The sequence below is a fragment of the Aquimarina sp. Aq78 genome (assembly GCF_900299525.1).
Classification (GTDB): domain Bacteria; phylum Bacteroidota; class Bacteroidia; order Flavobacteriales; family Flavobacteriaceae; genus Aquimarina.
In genome coordinates this window covers 70,659-89,946 of record NZ_OMKA01000020.1, presented here as the reverse complement: position 1 = coordinate 89,946, position 19,288 = coordinate 70,659, and the positions used below count along the sequence as shown (strand labels likewise).

17 protein-coding genes are annotated in these 19,288 nt (G+C 33.4%); 9 read left to right on the top strand and 8 right to left on the bottom strand.

Features of this window, described 5'->3' with window-relative positions; translation table 11 throughout:
* Window positions 1–5: 5 nt before the first annotated feature.
* From DG435_RS12070 to argH, 4 genes are read left to right on the top strand one after another with little or no spacing between them, the layout of a single operon-like run.
* On the top strand, window positions 6–953 hold the full coding sequence (locus DG435_RS12070; protein ID WP_106791122.1) for an N-acetylornithine carbamoyltransferase: 948 nt from the start codon (window positions 6–8) through the stop codon (window positions 951–953).
* Window positions 954–957: 4 nt separating this feature from the next.
* Window positions 958–1,737 (top strand): acetylglutamate kinase, encoded by a 780-nt coding sequence (gene argB, locus DG435_RS12065; RefSeq protein ID WP_106791262.1) that lies wholly within the window; start codon window positions 958–960, stop codon window positions 1,735–1,737.
* 6 nt (window positions 1,738–1,743) lie between these two features.
* Window positions 1,744–2,805 carry a M20 family metallo-hydrolase gene (locus DG435_RS12060; protein ID WP_106791121.1) on the top strand — a complete coding sequence of 354 codons (1,062 nt, stop codon included), beginning with the start codon at window positions 1,744–1,746 and terminating at the stop codon, window positions 2,803–2,805.
* A 41-nt stretch (window positions 2,806–2,846) separates the two neighbouring features.
* Window positions 2,847–4,124 carry an argininosuccinate lyase gene (gene argH / locus DG435_RS12055; RefSeq protein WP_106791120.1) on the top strand — a complete coding sequence of 426 codons (1,278 nt, stop codon included), beginning with the start codon at window positions 2,847–2,849 and terminating at the stop codon, window positions 4,122–4,124.
* Window positions 4,125–4,497: 373 nt separating this feature from the next.
* Here the strand turns inward: argH and DG435_RS12050 are convergent, their stop codons facing one another.
* The 3 genes from DG435_RS12050 to DG435_RS12040 all read right to left on the bottom strand — a co-directional run bounded on the left by DG435_RS12050 (window position 4,498) and on the right by DG435_RS12040 (window position 8,654).
* Window positions 4,498–4,719, bottom strand: a complete 222-nt coding sequence (locus DG435_RS12050; protein ID WP_106791119.1) for a hypothetical protein — start codon at window positions 4,717–4,719, stop codon at window positions 4,498–4,500.
* Between the two features lie 114 nt (window positions 4,720–4,833).
* Window positions 4,834–5,190 carry a hypothetical protein gene (locus DG435_RS12045; RefSeq protein ID WP_106791118.1) on the bottom strand — a complete coding sequence of 119 codons (357 nt, stop codon included), beginning with the start codon at window positions 5,188–5,190 and terminating at the stop codon, window positions 4,834–4,836.
* A gap of 674 nt (window positions 5,191–5,864) precedes the next feature.
* Window positions 5,865–8,654, bottom strand: a complete 2,790-nt coding sequence (locus DG435_RS12040; protein ID WP_159025440.1) for an SdiA-regulated domain-containing protein — start codon at window positions 8,652–8,654, stop codon at window positions 5,865–5,867.
* Window positions 8,655–9,110: 456 nt separating this feature from the next.
* Between DG435_RS12040 and DG435_RS12035 the strand changes: the two genes are divergently transcribed.
* On the top strand, window positions 9,111–10,232 hold the full coding sequence (locus DG435_RS12035) for an AraC family transcriptional regulator (RefSeq protein WP_106791116.1): 1,122 nt from the start codon (window positions 9,111–9,113) through the stop codon (window positions 10,230–10,232).
* A 112-nt stretch (window positions 10,233–10,344) separates the two neighbouring features.
* On the top strand, window positions 10,345–10,779 hold the full coding sequence (locus tag DG435_RS12030; protein WP_106791115.1) for a hypothetical protein: 435 nt from the start codon (window positions 10,345–10,347) through the stop codon (window positions 10,777–10,779).
* A 95-nt stretch (window positions 10,780–10,874) separates the two neighbouring features.
* Here DG435_RS12030 and DG435_RS12025 read toward each other — a convergent pair whose 3' ends face one another.
* From DG435_RS12025 to DG435_RS12015, 3 genes are read right to left on the bottom strand one after another with little or no spacing between them, the layout of a single operon-like run.
* Window positions 10,875–12,416, bottom strand: coding sequence for an acyl-CoA carboxylase subunit beta (locus DG435_RS12025; RefSeq protein ID WP_106791114.1), 1,542 nt, complete (start codon window positions 12,414–12,416; stop codon window positions 10,875–10,877).
* Window positions 12,417–12,420: 4 nt separating this feature from the next.
* Entirely contained in the window at window positions 12,421–13,863 is a 1,443-nt protein-coding gene (gene accC, locus DG435_RS12020; RefSeq protein WP_106791113.1) for an acetyl-CoA carboxylase biotin carboxylase subunit, read from the bottom strand.
* Window positions 13,864–13,910: 47 nt separating this feature from the next.
* Window positions 13,911–14,396: an acetyl-CoA carboxylase biotin carboxyl carrier protein subunit gene (locus tag DG435_RS12015; RefSeq protein ID WP_106791112.1), complete on the bottom strand. Its 486-nt coding sequence runs from the start codon at window positions 14,394–14,396 to the stop codon at window positions 13,911–13,913.
* Between the two features lie 74 nt (window positions 14,397–14,470).
* Between DG435_RS12015 and DG435_RS12010 the strand changes: the two genes are divergently transcribed.
* The gene (locus DG435_RS12010; protein WP_106791111.1) at window positions 14,471–15,070 is read left to right on the top strand and encodes a LysE family translocator; all 600 of its coding nucleotides are present in this window, start codon (window positions 14,471–14,473) and stop codon (window positions 15,068–15,070) included.
* 57 nt (window positions 15,071–15,127) lie between these two features.
* Window positions 15,128–15,628 (top strand): DUF1761 domain-containing protein, encoded by a 501-nt coding sequence (locus tag DG435_RS12005; protein ID WP_106791110.1) that lies wholly within the window; start codon window positions 15,128–15,130, stop codon window positions 15,626–15,628.
* Window positions 15,629–15,838: 210 nt separating this feature from the next.
* On the opposite strand, the gene DG435_RS12000 is transcribed toward DG435_RS12005, so the two are convergent.
* Complete coding sequence (locus DG435_RS12000) at window positions 15,839–16,852, bottom strand: metal-dependent hydrolase (protein WP_106791109.1); 1,014 nt, start codon at window positions 16,850–16,852, stop codon at window positions 15,839–15,841.
* Window positions 16,852–18,042, bottom strand: a complete 1,191-nt coding sequence (locus DG435_RS11995) for a hypothetical protein (RefSeq protein ID WP_106791108.1) — start codon at window positions 18,040–18,042, stop codon at window positions 16,852–16,854. Before DG435_RS11995 ends, DG435_RS12000 begins: the two co-directional genes overlap by 1 nt.
* Window positions 18,043–18,464: 422 nt before the next feature.
* Between DG435_RS11995 and DG435_RS11990 the strand changes: the two genes are divergently transcribed.
* Window positions 18,465–19,229: a T9SS type A sorting domain-containing protein gene (locus DG435_RS11990; RefSeq protein ID WP_106791107.1), complete on the top strand. Its 765-nt coding sequence runs from the start codon at window positions 18,465–18,467 to the stop codon at window positions 19,227–19,229.
* Window positions 19,230–19,288 lie beyond the last annotated feature (59 nt).

Here is a 19,288-nt window from a genome sequence, read left to right as displayed (position 1 = left end):
TAAGAATGAATAATTACTTTTCAATACAAGATATAGATTCATTACCCGGTTGGGTAGAAGAAGCTATAGCGATAAAGAAAAACCCTTTATCCAATAAGACTTTGGGTAAAGATAAGACGATAGGATTGTTATTTTTTAACCCAAGCCTTCGTACACGTTTGAGTACTCAGAAAGCAGCCTTAAACCTGGGAATGAATGTCATGGTCATGAATTTTACTGGAGAAGGCTGGTCGCTAGAGTACGGAGACGGAACCATAATGGATCAAGGAAATTCTGAACATGTAAAAGAAGCTGCTCAGGTAGTATCTCAATATTGTGATATACTAGGAGTACGAGCTTTTGCAAAATTAGAAGATAGAGATGATGATTACGGCGAAAAAGTACTTAATGGTTTTATAAACCATGCTTCAATACCGGTTATCAATATGGAAAGTGCTACTAGACATCCATTGCAAGCGTTAACAGATGCCATAACTATTACCGAATATAAAAAAATAGACAAACCAAAGGTTGTACTATCATGGGCACCGCATCCAAAAGCCTTACCACAGGCAGTTGCTAATTCTTTTGTAGAGATGATGCAGCGTATGGACGCAGATTTTGTAATTACCCATCCTGTGGGATTTGAGTTAGCCAGTCAGATTACTAAACAGGTGCCCATTGATTACAACCAGGAAAATGCATTAAAAGATGCTGATTTTGTATATGTCAAAAACTGGAGTGCTTATGAAGAGTACGGTAAAGTCATAAATGATGATCCTTCCTGGAAAATCTCAAACAAAAAAATGAATTTGACTAATGACGCTAAGCTTATGCACTGTTTGCCAGTAAGGAGAAATGTAGTCGTAGATGATGTAGTACTGGATAGTAAAAATTCTATTGTTATCGAACAAGCAAATAATAGAACATATGCTGCACAATTGGTTTTAAAGAAAATACTTGAAAAATCTTAATGTGATGAAAAAAAGATTATTGGTAGCCAAGATTGGCGGGAATATAATAGAAGATCCAGAAGCATTGACTTCTTTCTTAGAAGGTTTTTCTAAAATAGAAGGCCCAAAGATTTTGGTTCATGGTGGAGGAAAATCTGCTACTCGACTTGCAGCGCAATTGGGAGTAAAAACCGAGATGATTGATGGTCGAAGAATTACTTCTGCAGAGAATCTGGATATTGTTGTGATGACTTATGCCGGGTTGTTAAATAAGACCATTGTTGCTGGTTTACAGCATCACCATTGTAATGCTTTGGGGTTAACAGGGGCAGATGCAAATGTGATTATTGCAAAGAAAAGACCTGTGCAATTTGTGGATTATGGATATGTTGGTGATGTGGTTAAAGTAAATAGTAACATCATAAAAACATTTTTGAATCAAGAGATTACACCTGTTTTTTGTGCCGTTACCCATAATAGTCATGGACAATTGTTTAATACAAATGCAGATACTATAGCTTCAGAAATTGCTTCTGAAATGAGTGCTGATTATGAAGTGTCGTTATTTTATTGTTTCGAATTAAAAGGTGTTCTGGAAAATATAGAAGATAAAGATTCTGTAATCGAGCATATTAATTTAGAGAAATATACCGAATTAAGGGATGCACAAATTATCACAGAAGGAATGCTTCCAAAACTTCAGAATTGCTTTGATGCTTTACAGAAAAAGGTAAGTAAAGTACATATTGCTAATGCAGATTTTATAAAGGATAACAAAACTAAACATACGACTTTAAGTCTATAAATACTAATGGAAAAACTAACACGTGAAGCGATTGAGCTTTTACATCATTTAATAGAAACGCCATCTTTTTCTTCAGAAGAGGAAAAAACAGCTCAATTGATCGAGAAATGGTTCATCCAAAATGATATTCCTTTCGAGAGAGAAAATAATAATATATGGGCATACAATAAGTATTTTGACGAATCTAAACGTACTATTTTATTAAACTCTCATCATGATACGGTAAAGCCCAATGGAAACTATACTAATGATCCATTTAAAGCTTTTGTAGAAGATGGAAAACTATTTGGTTTAGGAAGTAATGATGCGGGAGGTTGCCTCGTGTCTTTGTTAGCTGCATTTACTTATTTCTATGGTAAAGAAGGGTTAAAATACAATTTTGTTATTGTTGCTTCTGCAGAAGAGGAGAGTAGTGGTCCTTTGGGGTTAAAAAGCGTATTAAAATACCTTAAAAATGTAGAGTTTGGCATTGTAGGAGAGCCAACACTAATGCAATTAGCCGTTGCAGAAAAAGGCTTATTGGTATTAGATGTATCGGTAAAAGGAACAGCAAGTCATGCTGCTCATCCTAATGATGATAATGCAATTTATAATGCTCTGCAAGTGATCCAATGGTTTAAAACATATGAATTTGAAAAAACATCAAAAGCCTTGGGTAAAGTAAAAGCTACGGTGACGCAGGTTAATGCAGGGAAACAACATAATGTGGTGCCCGCAAGCTGTGACCTGGTGGTGGATATACGAGTAAATGATAAGTATGATAATGAAGAGATTCTGGAAATTGTAAAAAAACAAATGCCTCAGTATGCAGAGGTAACCTCCAGATCTCTGGATTTAGGATCTTCATCAATTGCTATAGATCATCCCATTGTAAAATCCGGGATAGCACTAGGAAGAAGTACCTATGGATCACCAACATTATCTGACCAGTCAGTATTGAGTTGTCCTTCATTAAAACTAGGGCCGGGAGATTCGACCAGATCACATTCTGCAAATGAGTTTATTTATGTAGATGAGATCAAAGAAGGAATCGAATTGTATATAAAAATTTTAGAAGGTATAGTATAAATAATAAAATGGTTTAAACCACTTCAATAAAAAAATAGCTAATGAAACTTTGGGATAAAGGATTACCGACAGATCAAAAGATAGATAGGTTTACAGTGGGTAATGACAGGCAATTGGATATGGTAATTGCCAAGTATGATGTACAAGCGACATTGGTTCATGCTAAGATGCTGTATAAGATTAATTTACTTTCTGATAAAGAAATTTCTGAAATTGAAAAAGAATTGAATATATTGGGGCGGGAAATAGAAAAAGGAGTTTTTGTGATAGAAGACCGATTTGAAGATATACATTCTAAAATTGAGTATGAATTAACTCAACGAATAGGAGATGCGGGTAAGCGAATACATACCGCCAGATCACGTAATGATCAGGTTTTGGTGGCGATGCATCTATATATGAAGGATGAATTACTTCAGATTAAATCTCTTGTTAACGAGCTATCTCAGAATTTACTAACCCATGCAGAAACGTATAAGGATGTATTACTTCCTGGATATACGCATATGCAGATAGCAATGCCTTCTTCTTTTGGACTTTGGTTTTCTGCCTATGCAGAAAGCTTTGTTGATGATTTGTATTTTGTAAATGCAGCATTAAAAGTTGTTGATCAAAACCCTTTGGGAAGTGCTGCCGGATATGGTAGTTCATTTCCAATAGATAGAGAATTTACCACGAGAGAATTAGGATTCGAAACTCTTAAATATAATGTAGTTGCTGCACAGATGAGTAGAGGAAAGTCTGAAAAATCTACCGCTTTTGCCATGAGTAGTGTAGCCGCGACTTTATCTAAATTGGCAATGGATGTATGTTTGTATATGAGTCAGAATTTTGATTTTATGAGTATTCCATCAGAATTTACTACTGGATCTAGTATTATGCCACATAAGAAGAATCCAGACGTCTTTGAATTAATAAGAGGAAAATGTAATAAAATTCAGGCACTGCCTTACGAACTAAATTTGTTAATCAATAATTTACCGAGTGGATACCACAGGGATTTACAATTGCTTAAAGAAGGAATTGTACCCGCTATTCAGGATTTAAAAGCATCTCTGGAGATGACTATGTATGCACTCAAAAATATAAAGGTGAACAAAAATATTTTGGATGACGATAAGTATGATTATCTGTTTAGTGTAGATACATTAAACGAATTAGTGATGCAAGGTATGTCGTTTAGAGATGCATATATAAAAATAGGGTTAGACATTGAGAATGGACAATATACCCCCGAAAAGAATACAAAACATAGCCATAGTGGCAGTATTAATAATTTATGTCTTAACAAAATAAAAAAGAAATTAGAGGAAGTTTGAGGGAACAATACTTTCGAAAAACAGGTGAATTATGTTAGAACGCAAGCTACTCTATAGGATTAGTTTATAGTTCTTAAATAAAAAATTGAAAATGTTAATAAAAAGGCATATCTTAATGATATTGAAGAGAAGCTGAAGTATATTTAATTGAGTGTAAGTTGAGTTAGTTTGATTTTTTCGCTTCAGCCTAGACCCCCAGAGGAGTTGTTAACCACTGGGGGTTGTTTTTTTATGATTAGCGATATAGTATGCCTTAGAATTAATACGAGAGGAAGATGATGTAATAGGGATAGTAAGATGGCATACCAAAAAACTCCACATTAAAAATGCAGAGTAATTTAGTGTTTTGGAAAGAAATTTGATTAAACCCGGATTACGCTATATGTGCTTCACACGAAATCCATTCTTCGTCCCCATTAGAGTCTTCAGATACTCCACAATCCATCATTACAGAACCTTCTGGATAATATTGCACAAATGTGCAATTATTGACCTGCTCTGCAGTACATTGATCTCTTCTGCCTCCGCCGATTAATATTAGCTCTTCTCGGGATAATACTTTGAATTTTTTAAATGCTTCTAAAGAATTTTTCATGAGTAAATAATTTATATTGATTAATGTATGTACTAAAATACAGTATTAACCAAAGCATAACAAGATAATAAATGTTATAGTTTACCTATTAACGATTTAAAAAATGGATAATTATTACGAAATCAAGGCTTTTAGATCATTGATTACATTGATGTTATGTCTAAGATTAGCATAAAGGATAAATAAAATAAGTATGGCAACGATAAACCCTAGCAGGATCCCATTATTTCTACTCGACAATTTTTTAGAAGTCTTAAGATACGCCTTAGAAATCTTCTTTGCATAATTAGTCACCAGGGCAAAAGCAGGTGCAAAAATTAAAACGATAACCAGCATATCTATTAGTACCAGAAGGTATCCCTGTTGATCGATATGTTTCTTTACATATTTTAAGATATACTCATTGATTAACGCAGCAGATAAAACGGCTACGGTGTAGATAGCATATTTGGTGGTTTGTCGATTACTCATAGTAGGGCAACTATTCTTAATTTAATTTGGGGTTAATACAATTAATTCTGGCGGTTAAGGTAAAATCTAAAATTTAATATTCAAAATAAAGATTGCTTTTTGATAAGGATAAAAGATTAAAGTTTAAAAAGATCTTTGATAAGCTCAGGACAGGCTGGTTGAAGGGTTTTTTATATAGCTCCTCGCACTCTTTTTATCGACCATCGGTATAGGTATATCGATCAGCGCAATATGGATACCTTTCCCCGCACTCCTTTTATCGACCATCGGCATACCGACACCTTCCCCCGCAAGGAGGAAACCAATCCCCGCAATAGGATAAGACTCCCTCGCTGCGGGGACACCTCAACCCTGTGCGCGGGTCAGTAATAGCAATAGATTGCTAATATTTGTATAAAAGATTTCGAACCAAAGAAGTTCTGTTGATAATGCTTTTTAGATGTGTATTTAAAACCTGAGTTCGACGTAAGAAAATCACGTCAATTCGAGTGATCTGATACTTTGACATAGCTCAGTACAGACTGGAAGATTGTATCGAGAATGGTGGTTTTCTATCTAAAAAAGCTATTCTCGATACAGTTTTTCTCCATTTTATTCTGAAAAACCACTCGAATTGACGCTTTTTTATAACAGTATAGCTTAGACCGAACTCAGGTTTAAAGTATCTACTTAAATTACTTCTTTATAAAACTTTTAACGATGTCCTCTTTAGGGTATTTGATTTTTATGAAATAACAGCCTTTAGAGAAACGACTAACATCTATATATAACTCATTGTCTAAAATATTAACAGAGGACTGTCTCAATATTTCTTTCCCCGAAATATCATACATGAAAAATTGTATATCTTCTGGAAGCTCATCAAAATCAAATGAAACACTAAGGTAGGTATCTGCCGGATTAGGAAAAACTTGGATAGTATTGGTAGTTTCTACGGGCAACGGTGGTGGTGGGTTTTCATTATCCCCTGTAGTAAACGAAAAATAAGAAGTCCAATCTCCTGTATCATTGTCTTTTATTCTCCAACAGTATTCTGTGTTTATAGTAAGTGTATTTTCTGGAACAACAAATGATTTTTCAGATATATTAGACGCTGTAAATATAGGGGCCATTTTGTTAGTATTTGCAGACGCTGACTTAGAAAACTTATAAAAAGTATTGGGCTCACTTACGATATAGATTGTTTCTTGATTATCTACAGTTATTCCCTCTGCCTGGAGAATTCTATTGGGTAATGTACCATTTGCACCATTAGTACCAAGATCTAAACGACTATGTTCTTTTCCGGTCATATCGGTTTCTACTAATGCCCTGGATTCATGGCTTAATACAAGAAAATGAGTTTCTTGCTGTATGGTATTACTTCCCAAATGATGTAAACCAGACAAATCATTAAACCCAAAATTATTTGTAGCAATATCGAATGGATTGGTAACCGTAGGAGGAGTTGATAAATCTGCGGGTATCTCTAAAGAGTATATAGTTAACGGGCTTTTTTCTTTTACGAGGATTAATTCATTTGTATTTGGATTATAGGACACACCTTCCAGTCCATTATTTGCTCCCCAATTACCGGGTAATTGAATATAATTTGCAGGATAAGAAATTGTTGTTGTTGTGTTTTCTACAGTAATTTTAACAGCACGCCCTCTTTTTTCTTCAATAACAAAAAAATCAGTACCATTAATCCATACCAAACCTTCTGTATCATTAAAACCCTGTAAGGGGATAGCTCTTATGACATCACCATCTAAACTCAATTCATACAGTCTGGGAGGATCGTTAATCACTGCAAAAATTGTATTAGTAGTGCTGTTGTAAGTTAACCCGGATAGATCATCAGGAATCTGTGCAATCGTTTTGGGACCCTCGATAAGATTAAATTTATCCAGACCCAGACCGGTTGTAGGATTTGGAGGAGGAGGATCTATAGGACTACAATCTGTTATTTCTAAAGAATAAGAACTTGCAGACCCCGACCATTCTAAAGTAGGAGTAATGGAAATATTTTCTGAACCATTATCTGGTCGAATTAGTGCTAATTCATTATTTTCTACCGCACCTGGTGCTACTGCACCGATATCGGCATTTACCCGTAGCCTACCTAAGATATCATCTGCAGGAAGCTGATCTGCTCTTGCCATATTAATAACTGGGCTATTGGCCTCGGGTGTTCCATACGTGTTTACTAAACGTTCGAATGCTTCTCTAATAGTAACCGAACCATCTTTAAATTGGTTTAAAGAAGAATTATAATGAGGAATGATTATATTATTTTGACCTCTTAGCAGTGGATTAGCCGTTATACCGTTTGCATCATCTGCACTGTTAATTTTATCACTGCTATCCTGAGGAATAGGAGTACCATTATTCCAATATAGGTTAGTATCTAAACTATAAGTATCGGTATGAGATATAGGGCAATCTGAAAAATCATTCATAGTCCCGGTGGGATCCGACCATATATTATTGTAAATATTAATATTGTTGATAATTGGATTTGTAGGTTCTCTATTAAATCTAAAAGCATATGCATTAGCAGGTAAATCTCCTGTTACTGTATTGTTTCTGAATGTAATATCTCTACATCCCTTAATGCCAAATGGTGCTCGCATAGGATTACTACTATTTCCCAGCATCAAGTTATTTTCTATCATAACATCAAAGGCCTGGTAGTGAGGTTCACTGTCTTCTCCTATAAGTACAAAGTTTGTAGCTATTGTTCCTTCCCAATTTAGAAATACATTTCTACGGATTTTAACATTTCTTGAACCGGTATAGATATCATTACTACCGCCACTATCTTTGATAACAATAAAACTACTGGTAGCATTGTTATTTGTACGGCCACTACTCGAAAAATCGTTTAAGAAAATGTTGTCCTGTATAATTAGATTTTCGACACTATTACCGTCGATATGCTCATCAGATCCAGCTTGATTAAAAAATAAATTTCCCTGGAAAGTGATATTGTAACAAGCTGCATTTACCTTTACAAGATCATTATTATAACTATCATGTATAATACAATTCTGAAATGTAATATCATGTACATCACCATTACCATTTCCATCAATATGAATAACTAAGGGGGCAGCACCGGGAGCATCATGAGCTATATCAAAACCATCAAAAGTAATACCATGGCAACCATTAGGGTTTGTATATGCAGTAATAACGGTAGTATTGTTGCGTAATTTTGCCATATATGGCACTTGTGATTTTACCAAAACACCAGTAGTAAAACTTCCACGAATTCTAACACGCCCATTGTATGTGCCAGGTTTTACCAAAATTGTACTACCATCTGTAACAGTATTAAGAGCATGTTGGATCGTTGCCCAGGGAGTATCGTTAGAACCATTGCCACTAGAATCATTTCCGTTTACAGCTACGTAGTAGGTGGTTTGGCCTGTTAAAGAAATGGAGATAATAAGTAGTAAGAATAATAGTATTTTTTTCATTTGACTTTTCATTTAATGTTGGGATACGTCACTAAATCAGTAGAAGCTAACTTTTTATTCTACAGATTTGTTTACAAAAAATAAAGGGACAAAGTGTAAAATTAAATGAATTAATGCATAAAATACCCCCTGTTTTCAGTGAAAAAAAACTTGATAATTTGAAGGTGTCTATTAAAATTAGAATCTATAAACTGTGATATTAAAAATAAAGATTGCCTTTTGATAAAAAGTGATCATATCGAAAATAGAGTAATACGAAACAGATATGAAGAATGTAAAAAAAATAATAGTTACTAGGTATCTTATAGAAAATGATGTGTTTTTGAAGTAATTTTCTTTTACGAGTATATCTATTAAATAATAAATTGCCATAATTTTGTTCTAAATTATTTTATTTTTTGAGTTAGAGGATAAAAAAACGAATTTGGAGCTTGTTTCTTATAAGGTTATATATGTATGGAGTTAGATAAAATTTTATTTCTTTTAATAGATTCTATCGAAATGTCTCAAGCATTATCTATTGGAGCCTTTTTATTGTTGTTAAACAAGAAAAAGAAAAACTCCTTACTTTACTTAGGCTTACTTTTGATTGTATCTGGGTTTTCATCTTTATCAGGTATTTTTGAAATATTTAATGTTTATGTTAAAAGCCCATATCTCGAGTTTTTATCGATTAACTTTTCTTTATTAATTCCTAGTTTACTTTATATTTATGTAGAAAAAACATCGGTACTCAAAAAAAAGAGAATAAGTTATGTTCTTCTTATACCTGGTATCATTCAGTTTTTTATAGGAATTGTCTTTTTCTTTTTACCTCTAGAGAAGAAACTTACAATAGAAGAATCTATTCTATATAATTTGTTGGTATTAATTGGAATATTATATGGGTTTACTATTATTGTGCTAACCCTTATAAAAGTTAAGAAACATTCAAAAGTACTGAGAAACCAGTATAGTTCAGTAGATCATAGAGAGCTTAAATGGGTTAGTCAGTTTATAATTTTTTTATTTATATTTTTTATCACTATTATTTTTCTTGATTTTTTAGCTTCAGAGTTTTTTGAAGAGTTAATAGGATCTGTGTTTGGGCTTTTTATGACCTATTGGATAGCATATAATGGGTTATTTCAACAAACATCAAAAAATCTTTTTCATAAACCTTTAGAAAATGATGTTGTTTTTGAAACTCAAAAAACATCTAAGAACAATTTCCAAAAGCAAGATATAGATATAGAAAAGTATAAACAGGTTTTGACAAAGATAGAATCTGTAATGAAAAACGAAGAATTATTTCTAAATCCAGAATTAACTATTATACATATAGCAGAAAAAATTAATGAACATCCTCGTAGAATATCTACTACAATTAATAAACTACGCGAAGAAAATTTTAATAGTTATATAAATAAATTTCGTGTAGAAAAAGCAAAGACAATATTGTTAAGTGATAAGACCAAGCGGTTAAACATTGAGGGGATTGGTCAAGAAGCAGGATTTAAAAGTAATAGTGCTTTTTATACAGCATTTAAAAAAAACCTAAAAACCACGCCTTTACAGTTTGTAAAAACTGCTAGTTAATTACAAATTACTATCGATTTCTGAAATCTGAAGTACTTAACCTTTCCAAAATTAATTTTTACTAAAGTTTATTTCCAGTTTTGCGCTAGAAATAATTTTAAAACAAAGTGAAATGAAAAATTTTAGGGCCAGAACTTTAACAGGAATATTAATCGTTTTAATTTCTTTAAGTGGATTTTCTCAAGAACTGTCTGTAACAAAATCTTCAAGCGCCAATATTAATAAATTACCAGAATACATTATTATCACTTCAGAAAACACAAAACTACTGGGAGGTATAGGTATTAGCATTGATTATAAAAGATCAGGTTATAAAGAAGAATTACGTAACCTAGAAGAATTACTACAAGACGGCGATAAACTTAGAGTAAGAAATCAAACAGATTTATTGAATTCGATGTCTATATTAGGGTTTGAATATGTTGATGCATATAATGCTAATTCTGGTACATTAGGTGTTGGTGGTGGAGATGATGTCGAGGTTTTTGGAAGTAATTCTAAGTTTAGAATCAATATGGTCTTTAGGAAAAAAGAACAATTTCGTTAATAGAACTTCATTCATTACAAATTTGATCAAGTTATATTTGAGAATCTGATGTATAAAAAATCCCAGCATAAGCTGGGATATTAAAGATGAATAAATTATAAAGGGATATTACCATGTTTTCGATCAGGGCGCTCAATTATTTTATTTTCGAGCATGCTAAATCCTTTAATTAGTTTTCTTCGGGTATTTTTTGGTAAGATAACCTCATCTACGAATCCACGTTGTGCAGCTCGATATGGATTAGCAAATTTCTCTGCATACTCAGCTTCTTTTTCGGCAAGCTTGGCAGCTGGATCATCTGCAGCTTTGATTTCTTTTCTAAAAATAATCTCACTGGCACCTTTGGCACCCATCACTGCAATTTCTGCAGAAGGCCAGGCAAAGTTAAGATCAGCTCCAATATGCTTAGAATTCATCACATCATAGGCACCACCATAGGCTTTACGTGTAATCACGGTTACTTTGGGTACAGTAGCTTCACTTAATGCGTATAGTAATTTAGCTCCATGTACAATGATACCATTCCATTCCTGATCAGTTCCTGGTAGGAATCCGGGAACATCTACCAATACTAATAAAGGGATGTTAAAGCAGTCACAGAAACGTGTGAATCGTGCAGCTTTTTTAGAACTATTCACATCCAAAACTCCAGCCAGAAATTGAGGTTGATTGGCTACAATCCCAATACTTCTTCCGCCCAGACGGGCAAAACCTACAATGATATTTTCGGCATAATCTTTATGAATTTCATAAAAGGAGTCTGTATCGATAACCCCACCGATTACCTCGTGCATGTCATAAGGTTTATTAGGGTTATCAGGAACAATAGAAGAGAGGTTATCTCTTACCTCATCGGTTAAAGTGTATTCTAATTTTTTGGGTTGTTCTTTATTACTTTGTGGCAGGTAACTTAGTAGTTTTTTTACATCTTCGAGACATTCTATATCATTGGCAGAAGTGATATGCGCTACTCCCGATTTTGTAGAATGGGTACTGGCACCTCCTAATTCTTCTGATGTTACTTCTTCGTTAGTTACTGTTTTTACTACATTAGGCCCGGTAACAAACATATAACTGGTATCTTCTACCATCATGGTAAAATCTGTCATTGCCGGAGAATATACAGCACCACCGGCGCAGGGTCCCATAATAGCTGAGATCTGAGGGATCACCCCAGAGGCTTGTACGTTTTTATGAAAAATATCTGCATATCCACCAAGAGAGCGAACTCCTTCCTGGATTCGGGCTCCACCAGAATCATTAAGTCCTATAATTGGTGCTCCCATTTTTACAGCCATATCCATAACTTTACAGATTTTCTCGGCATGAGTCTCTGATAAGGCACCACCAAAAACGGTGAAATCTTGTGCAAAAATATAGATTAATCGTCCGTTTACAGTTCCGTATCCGGTAACGACACCATCTCCATAATAGATTTCTTTATCCATCCCAAAATCAGTAGTACGGTGTGTCACCAAAATACCAATTTCTTCAAAAGAACCTTCATCAAGTAAATATTCTACACGCTCACGGGCGGTTAATTTTTTCTTTTGATGTTGTTTTTCAATACGTTTTTCTCCACCACCTAATTTTGCCTGAGCAATTTTATCTTGTAATGTTTTTATTTTTGAATCCATAATATTAGAGTGTTGGTATGCGTAACGTTTTTTGATCTTCGATGTATTGTTTCATAGCAATCAAGGAGGCAATTTTAGCTTCTTCTTCCATTGCTGATTGTATGATATCTGTAGTGAAATATTTCTTCACAAAATGTGTGTCGAAATTACCAGATTTAAAGGCTTCATGTTCAAACACGAATTTACCAAATGATAATGTAGTTTGTACTCCTTTGATATCATAATTGTCAATTGCTTTTATCATCAATTGTATGGCTTCATCACGAGTTTTTCCGTAAGTAATCAACTTTGAAAGCATGGGATCGTAGTAGATAGGAATATCCATTCCTTCTTCAAAACCATTATCCACTCGAATCCCTTTTCCAACTGGTATTTGGTAGGTTTCTAAATGCCCCACACTAGGTAAGAAATCATTTAACGGATCTTCTGCATATACTCGTAGCTCCAGAGCGTGTCCTTTTATTTTTAGGTCTTCTTGTTGTATTGGTAGTTTTTCGCCTCTGGCTACTTTTATTTGTAATGCTACAAGGTCTGTTCCTGTTATCAACTCGGTTACCGGATGCTCTACTTGTAGTCGTGTGTTCATTTCGAGGAAGTAGAAATTTTGCTTTTCATCTAAAAGAAATTCTACAGTCCCTGCACCAAGGTAATCACAGGCTTTGGCTACTTTAACGGCTGCTTCTCCCATTTCAGAACGTAGTTCTGGAGAAAGTACAGCAGAAGGAGCTTCTTCTACTACTTTTTGATGTCGTCGTTGTACACTACATTCTCTTTCAAATAAGTGCACGACATTGCCATGGCTATCTGCCATGACTTGTATTTCGATATGTCGTGGTGAAGCAACATATTTTTCGATAAATACAGAGCCATCTCCAAAAGCCGAGGTAGCTTCGCTAATGGCACGATTCATTTGTGATTCGAGATCTTTTTCTTCTTCTACCACCCGCATTCCTTTTCCACCACCACCGGCAGAAGCTTTAATTAAAATAGGAAAACCTATTTCGTTTGCGATTTTTTTTGCTTTATCAACATCTGTAATGGCTTCGTCTATACCAGGAACCATAGGAATATCATAGGCTTTAACAGCATCTTTGGCTGCTAATTTGCTTCCCATAACCTTTATAGCTTTGGATTTTGGACCAATAAAAATGATATTGTTTTTCTCTACTTCTTCTGCAAAATCTGCATTTTCGCTAAGGAATCCGTATCCAGGATGTATGGCATCTACGTGTAGTTGTTTAGCTACTTCAATGATTTTAGATCCTAATAAGTAGGATTGGTTAGAAGGAGCTTCTCCAATACAGACAGCTTCATCTGCGAATTTTACGTGTGGAGCATTTCTGTCTACGGTAGAGTATATGGCAACGGTTTTGATTCCCATTTTGTGAGCTGTCGTCATCACCCGAATTGCAATCTCACCTCTATTTGCTACTAGTATTTTTTTCATATTAAACTATATTAGAACACATTGTTCTGTTTAATGCCTATGATAGGCTAAGCGAATTCAATTAATAATTGTCCTTTATCTACTGCATCTCCTGTAGTGGCCGAAATGGACTTAATAACTCCATCTCTTGGAGATAGAATAATATTTTCCATTTTCATGGCTTCCAAAATAAGTAAAGGGTCATCTTCTTTTACTTCCTGACCTGTTTCGACCTGAATATCTAACAGTAAACCTGGCATAGGAGCTTTGATAGCATTTACCTGCTTAGCAGATCCAATAGAGAATCCCATTGCCGCGATTCTGGTATCTAATTCATTAGTAATGTTAACCTCATAGCTGTTGTTGTTAACTTTTACAGTATATTTTTTAGTATTGAAATCTGATTGTACAATTTCTGTATGAAAAGATTTGTTGTTTTGAAGAATGTGGTGGGTCGATTTTGAATTACTTACAATATCTATTTTTGAAATATCTTCTTCGGTAAATTCAAAATCAAAAACCTTATTTACCTTAACTTTATATGCGCTACTCATAAGTGTGAATATTTGATTTGCAAGATAAAAATAGATATTATATTTACGAGAATTTTATACTCATATTTATTCTCATGTCATTTATAGAAGGTTACGTAATAGGGTTGGGGATGATCATTTTTATAGGCCCTGTATTTTTCTTGTTATTGAACAGCAGTCTTCAATTTGGTTCTAAAGCCGGAACAGCAGTAGCATTGGGGATTATATGTAGTGATATTGTATATGTACTGTTGTGTTATTATGGACTTTCTTCTTTTGTAGATATTGATCAAAATCAATTTTGGATCGGAATCATAGGTAGTGCAATAGTTTTTGCTTTAGGAATTAATTACTTATTAAAAAAGACAAAAACTACTGCAGATGTATCTATTCGTTCTAAAGGATTACGGACCTTTTTTTTGAAAGGATTTAGTGTCAATTTCTTTAACCCTTTTGTTTTTGCAATATGGATAGGGGTATATAACTATGGGTTACATAAATACCTGGCAAGTGAATCCCTGTTGATTTTTATAGGAGCTGTTTTGGCAGGTATACTAACTACTGATTTACTTAAAGTGTTTTTATCTAAAAAGGTAAAGAAATTTATTTCGCCACAAAGACTCTTAGTGGTTTTTAAGGTTACAGGAGGTATTCTTATTCTGTTCTCTATTAGGTTGTTGTATTTGGTATGGTAAAAACTGATGAAAACGATTTTGGTTATATTTGAGTAACAACTTTAAATACTAACTATTATGGAATTTAATTTTTTGATTACCGCATTAGCTGCATTGATCCCTATGATCTTAGGGTTTATCTGGTATAATCCAAAAGTTTTTGGTACTGCCTGGATGAATGCTTGCGGGTTTACAGAAGAGGATTTAAAAGGGGGGAATATGGCTCTTATTTTTATTCTATCCTACGTCTTTAGTTTTTTCTTAGCTTTTATATTAAACACCTTTGTAATTCATCAGTTTGGATTTTTCTCAAGTATTATGAGTGAACCCGGATTGAGTGAAGCTGGTACAGAAGCCTATCAATATGCACAAGATTATATGGCAAAGTATGGGAACAATTTTAGAACTTTTGGTCATGGTGCCCTGCATGGTACAATGGTGGGACTAATGGTAGCATTTCCAATATTAGCTACTAACGCAATGTTTGAAAGAAAAGGAGTTAAGTATATAGCTGTTAATGCAGGATATTGGATAGTTTGCCTAGCTTTAATGGGAGGAGTAATTTGCCAGTTTGCATAAAAGAAACAATATACTATGAAGTGGTTTAAACTTTTTTGATTGAAGTGAAAAACAGTTAATTTTTATTCATATTGAAGACTTTTTTGCACTTCATAGCATTGCTACGAAGTAATAAAAAGACAAAATAGGGGGGAAAGGAGCGTTTTGGAGCCAATTGAGAAAAGTTTAAACCACTTCTATAAAAGAGCCTTAATTTATTAGGCTCTTTTTTTATGATTTATTACCTAACACTCTATTAAATAATTTTTTAAGCATGGGAGAAGCATCATCCATGTTTCTTTCTCTTTCTTTGGCAGTTAGAACCCCATTGTTGTCATAAAATAATTCATAACTAAATACAAACCTATTAGCTTCTTTACCTACCCCCATTTGCCCAAATCTAAGGTCGTTAAAAAATAACTTATCGTCAGTCTTTTCTATAGTATACCAACCTTCTGATAATTTAATTAATCTTGGAATCAGAGGATCATCTTTCATTTTACCTAACAGGTGGTGATTCTTTGGGAATTCTGAAAAAACAATAATATCTTCTTTTTCTAATAAAGAGTAATATGCTATCAAAAATGAGTCTTCGGTTTCTACATTAGCAGTCCATAAAATACTATTGAGAGGAGTTGGTTTTGTTTGAATCTCTTTGTATCGAATATGTTGGTTTTCGAGATTTGTCTGAAACACTCCGTAAGTATACCATTTTAACCCCAGCGTTATAAACATATAAACACTACTAATGTATAATCCAAGTGTATTGAATTTTCTTCTTTTAGGATGTGTACGTTTATAAAACATAGCCAAGATCACAAAAATCAAAAATGGTATGGTATACAAGGGATCTACAACGAAAATATTTTTAAATGAAACTTTATAATCAAAAGGCCAGAATAACTGAGTCCCCCATGTAGTAAATGCATCTAATATGGGATGTGTAAAAAGACCAACAAACATTAGTCTGGTCCAATCTTTCCAGTCTGCTTCATTATTGCGATAGATTTTAGCGACCATCCAGCCAAATATTGGAGCGGCGATAATGCTAAAGAGTATAGAGTGCGAAAACCCGCGATGCAATTCGTTTGCTGTAACATGATCAACAAAAAGTTTAGATAGCACGTCCAGATCAGGAATAGTTCCTGCAATGGCTCCCCAAAGCATAGCTTTGTTACCTACTTTTCTACCCAGAGCAGCTTCTCCTACTGCAGCTCCTAATACGATTTGGGTTAATGAATCCATTAGTCTAATTGAAGTTTAAAAGGGTTTCTAATTTCATATTCACTTGGAGAAATCAATTCAACCAAAGGTTTTAAAAGAGTGTTTGAAATCGAATTGCCGTGTCGCACATATAATTTCATTTCTACAGGTTTTGCTCCTACACAGCTTTTTATAATTTCTGCAGTTCTCCCTAACCTAAGATCTTGTGCATTTCTTGTAATTGCAAAATTTACATAATCATATAACATCTTTTGATAGATGGCATGAGTAGTATTGTAATTATAATCAATACCAATATGATTGGCATCTATAACACCATCAAGAACAAAAGCAGTTGTAAACCCTACTAATTTCTCATCGAGAAAGTATCCCTTAAAAACAAAAGTATTGTTTAGTGATTTCTTTAAACTTTTAAAAGTAGAAGCGTTAAGTTTTCCTATTTTAAAATCTGCTTTTTCGATTACAGATAGATATAATCTATTAATATCATTTTCATAAGCACCAATATCGTCGGCGGTGAAGTTTTTGGTGATGATTTTTTTAGATTTCTGAACTACTTTTTTTACTCGTGTTCTAAATTTTGTTCTCATACTGGCGGTATAATCTTCAAAAGTATTCCAATTAGAATGTATCTGTAAAACCATATTTACATCAATTTTAAACTCTCTAAAATCGTGTTTTTTAATATGATCACTATGATCAAAAGATTCTGGCCAAAACTCTTTCAATAATATAAAAGATGGTTTGTCAGAACTTTCTGATTTGCGTATTTTTTGTAAAGCATCAGATAAACTTTCAAAAGCTATTTTTGGAGATAAATGATCTTGATTATAGACAAAACCATGTTCTCCACAAGAAAATAAGTTACCACAGACCAAAACTCTAACATCCAGGTTTTTAAATAATGTGTTTTTTATAGCATCACTGATCTTACATGGGAATTCCTGAAGTTTTAACTGTGCAGAATTAAATTTAATAAGTTGTGCTGTAGCAAAACCAACAGGAATTTCTTTATCATAAAACAAAATGTATCTAAAACGAATAGTTTCAGACAGCGTGTGTTCTAATGTTTTAAGATATGCTAAAGAAAGAAATATGTTGTTTTTTGGATTTACAGTATTCCAATCAATTTCAGGTATTTCATCAGTATGATCGTAAACAACATAGCATAATGATGTGGTTTTGCACTTATTTTTTATTTTATCAAACATATATCCCTTGCAGTAGTTTTCAGATGTATTATTACCTGAATGTATTTCAAATTTACATTTATTTTTTTAGTCTTTATTAAAAGTATGCCAAAACTGATATTGAATAGAAAATAGGTTTTTTAAATCATATACGACTCTGTTGATCTTAGATTAGGGTAAAATTTCCTCATTTTTAGTAGATGAAGAGGGTTTGTTTATTATTTCATTTTAGAAAATAAAAAATAGGATTTTGTTTATAATCAGGTTGTTATAATTTTTTTTCTCTAGATATGAAAACCCCTGAAAACAGTGAAATCTTCATAAAAGTTTCAAAGTATTTTTGAAGTTTCTGAAGGATATGAGATTACATTATAGACATATCTTGAGAAGTGTAATGAAAGAGTAAGCAAATCAATTTAGTATAACTTTTAAAACTTAAAACCATGAGAAAATTTTTATTATTAGTGATGTTATCCATCACATTTACCACATTTGCACAGAACTACCAATTAACCGTAAGTGGATATATCGGTTCAGGTCCATCTTCTTGTGGATCATTAGAAGGTTTACAATCGATAACGGCCATATTCGATGATGGTTCTGAAGATTTCTTGTTTAATAATTCACAGGGAATACGATTTATAAATAGAAATTATTCCTTTTCTCAGGTATATAGTGAGAATAAACGTTTGGTGGGAGTAAAGTTTAAATCTGTTTCTAGAATTAGAAAAGCTTTTAGATGCAGAAGTAGAAGAAGTCAAAAATTAGTAAGTGTTAGTTCTCCGTCTTTTTACAAAGAATTTACAAAAAATGAAATCTACGAACAGAGAATAAATAGTGGTTATGCAACTATAACTGTTGCTCAAAGCATAGATGCTAATAAATCGAATGAGAATATTGTTTTGACAGATGATAAAGAGTTATTAAGTGTGCTATCGGGTAACGAATCAAAGTTATTTGAAACTTCAATTTATCCCAATCCATCACCAAACGGTAGATTTAGTGTGAATGTCTCTTCTGTTAAGCCATTACCTGTATTAATACAAATCTTTGATTTGGTAGATAAGAGAAAAATACTTGAAGATATAAAAGTAGGAAATACAGAATATGTTTTCGAATTCAATTCATATAAATTGAAACCAGGGTTTTATTTGGTTCAGGTAGAATCGGGAGGAAAAAAAGAGTTCGAAAAGCTTATTATAGAATAAAAAAACAGACCACATAAGCTTAAACATAGCCACTTATTTTTAAGAAATAAGTGGCTATG

Excerpts from the sequence above, each read along its gene's own strand:
- DG435_RS12035 (WP_106791116.1), top strand. The coding sequence starts at position 9,111 with ATGGAGTTAGATAAAATTTTATTTCTTTTAATAGATTCTATCGAAATG.
- DG435_RS12060 (WP_106791121.1), top strand. The coding sequence starts at position 1,744 with ATGGAAAAACTAACACGTGAAGCGATTGAGCTTTTACATCATTTAATA.
- argB (WP_106791262.1), top strand. The coding sequence starts at position 958 with ATGAAAAAAAGATTATTGGTAGCCAAGATTGGCGGGAATATAATAGAA.
- DG435_RS11990 (WP_106791107.1), top strand. The coding sequence starts at position 18,465 with ATGAGAAAATTTTTATTATTAGTGATGTTATCCATCACATTTACCACA.
- DG435_RS12070 (WP_106791122.1), top strand. The coding sequence starts at position 6 with ATGAATAATTACTTTTCAATACAAGATATAGATTCATTACCCGGTTGG.
- argH (WP_106791120.1), top strand. The coding sequence starts at position 2,847 with ATGAAACTTTGGGATAAAGGATTACCGACAGATCAAAAGATAGATAGG.
- DG435_RS12045 (WP_106791118.1), bottom strand. The coding sequence starts at position 5,190 with ATGAGTAATCGACAAACCACCAAATATGCTATCTACACCGTAGCCGTT.
- DG435_RS12040 (WP_159025440.1), bottom strand. The coding sequence starts at position 8,654 with ATGAAAAAAATACTATTATTCTTACTACTTATTATCTCCATTTCTTTA.
- DG435_RS12025 (WP_106791114.1), bottom strand. The coding sequence starts at position 12,416 with ATGGATTCAAAAATAAAAACATTACAAGATAAAATTGCTCAGGCAAAA.
- DG435_RS12050 (WP_106791119.1), bottom strand. The coding sequence starts at position 4,719 with ATGAAAAATTCTTTAGAAGCATTTAAAAAATTCAAAGTATTATCCCGA.
- DG435_RS12000 (WP_106791109.1), bottom strand. The coding sequence starts at position 16,852 with ATGGATTCATTAACCCAAATCGTATTAGGAGCTGCAGTAGGAGAAGCT.
- DG435_RS11995 (WP_106791108.1), bottom strand. The coding sequence starts at position 18,042 with ATGTTTGATAAAATAAAAAATAAGTGCAAAACCACATCATTATGCTAT.
- accC (WP_106791113.1), bottom strand. The coding sequence starts at position 13,863 with ATGAAAAAAATACTAGTAGCAAATAGAGGTGAGATTGCAATTCGGGTG.
- DG435_RS12010 (WP_106791111.1), top strand. The coding sequence starts at position 14,471 with ATGTCATTTATAGAAGGTTACGTAATAGGGTTGGGGATGATCATTTTT.
- DG435_RS12015 (WP_106791112.1), bottom strand. The coding sequence starts at position 14,396 with ATGAGTAGCGCATATAAAGTTAAGGTAAATAAGGTTTTTGATTTTGAA.
- DG435_RS12030 (WP_106791115.1), top strand. The coding sequence starts at position 10,345 with ATGAAAAATTTTAGGGCCAGAACTTTAACAGGAATATTAATCGTTTTA.
- DG435_RS12005 (WP_106791110.1), top strand. The coding sequence starts at position 15,128 with ATGGAATTTAATTTTTTGATTACCGCATTAGCTGCATTGATCCCTATG.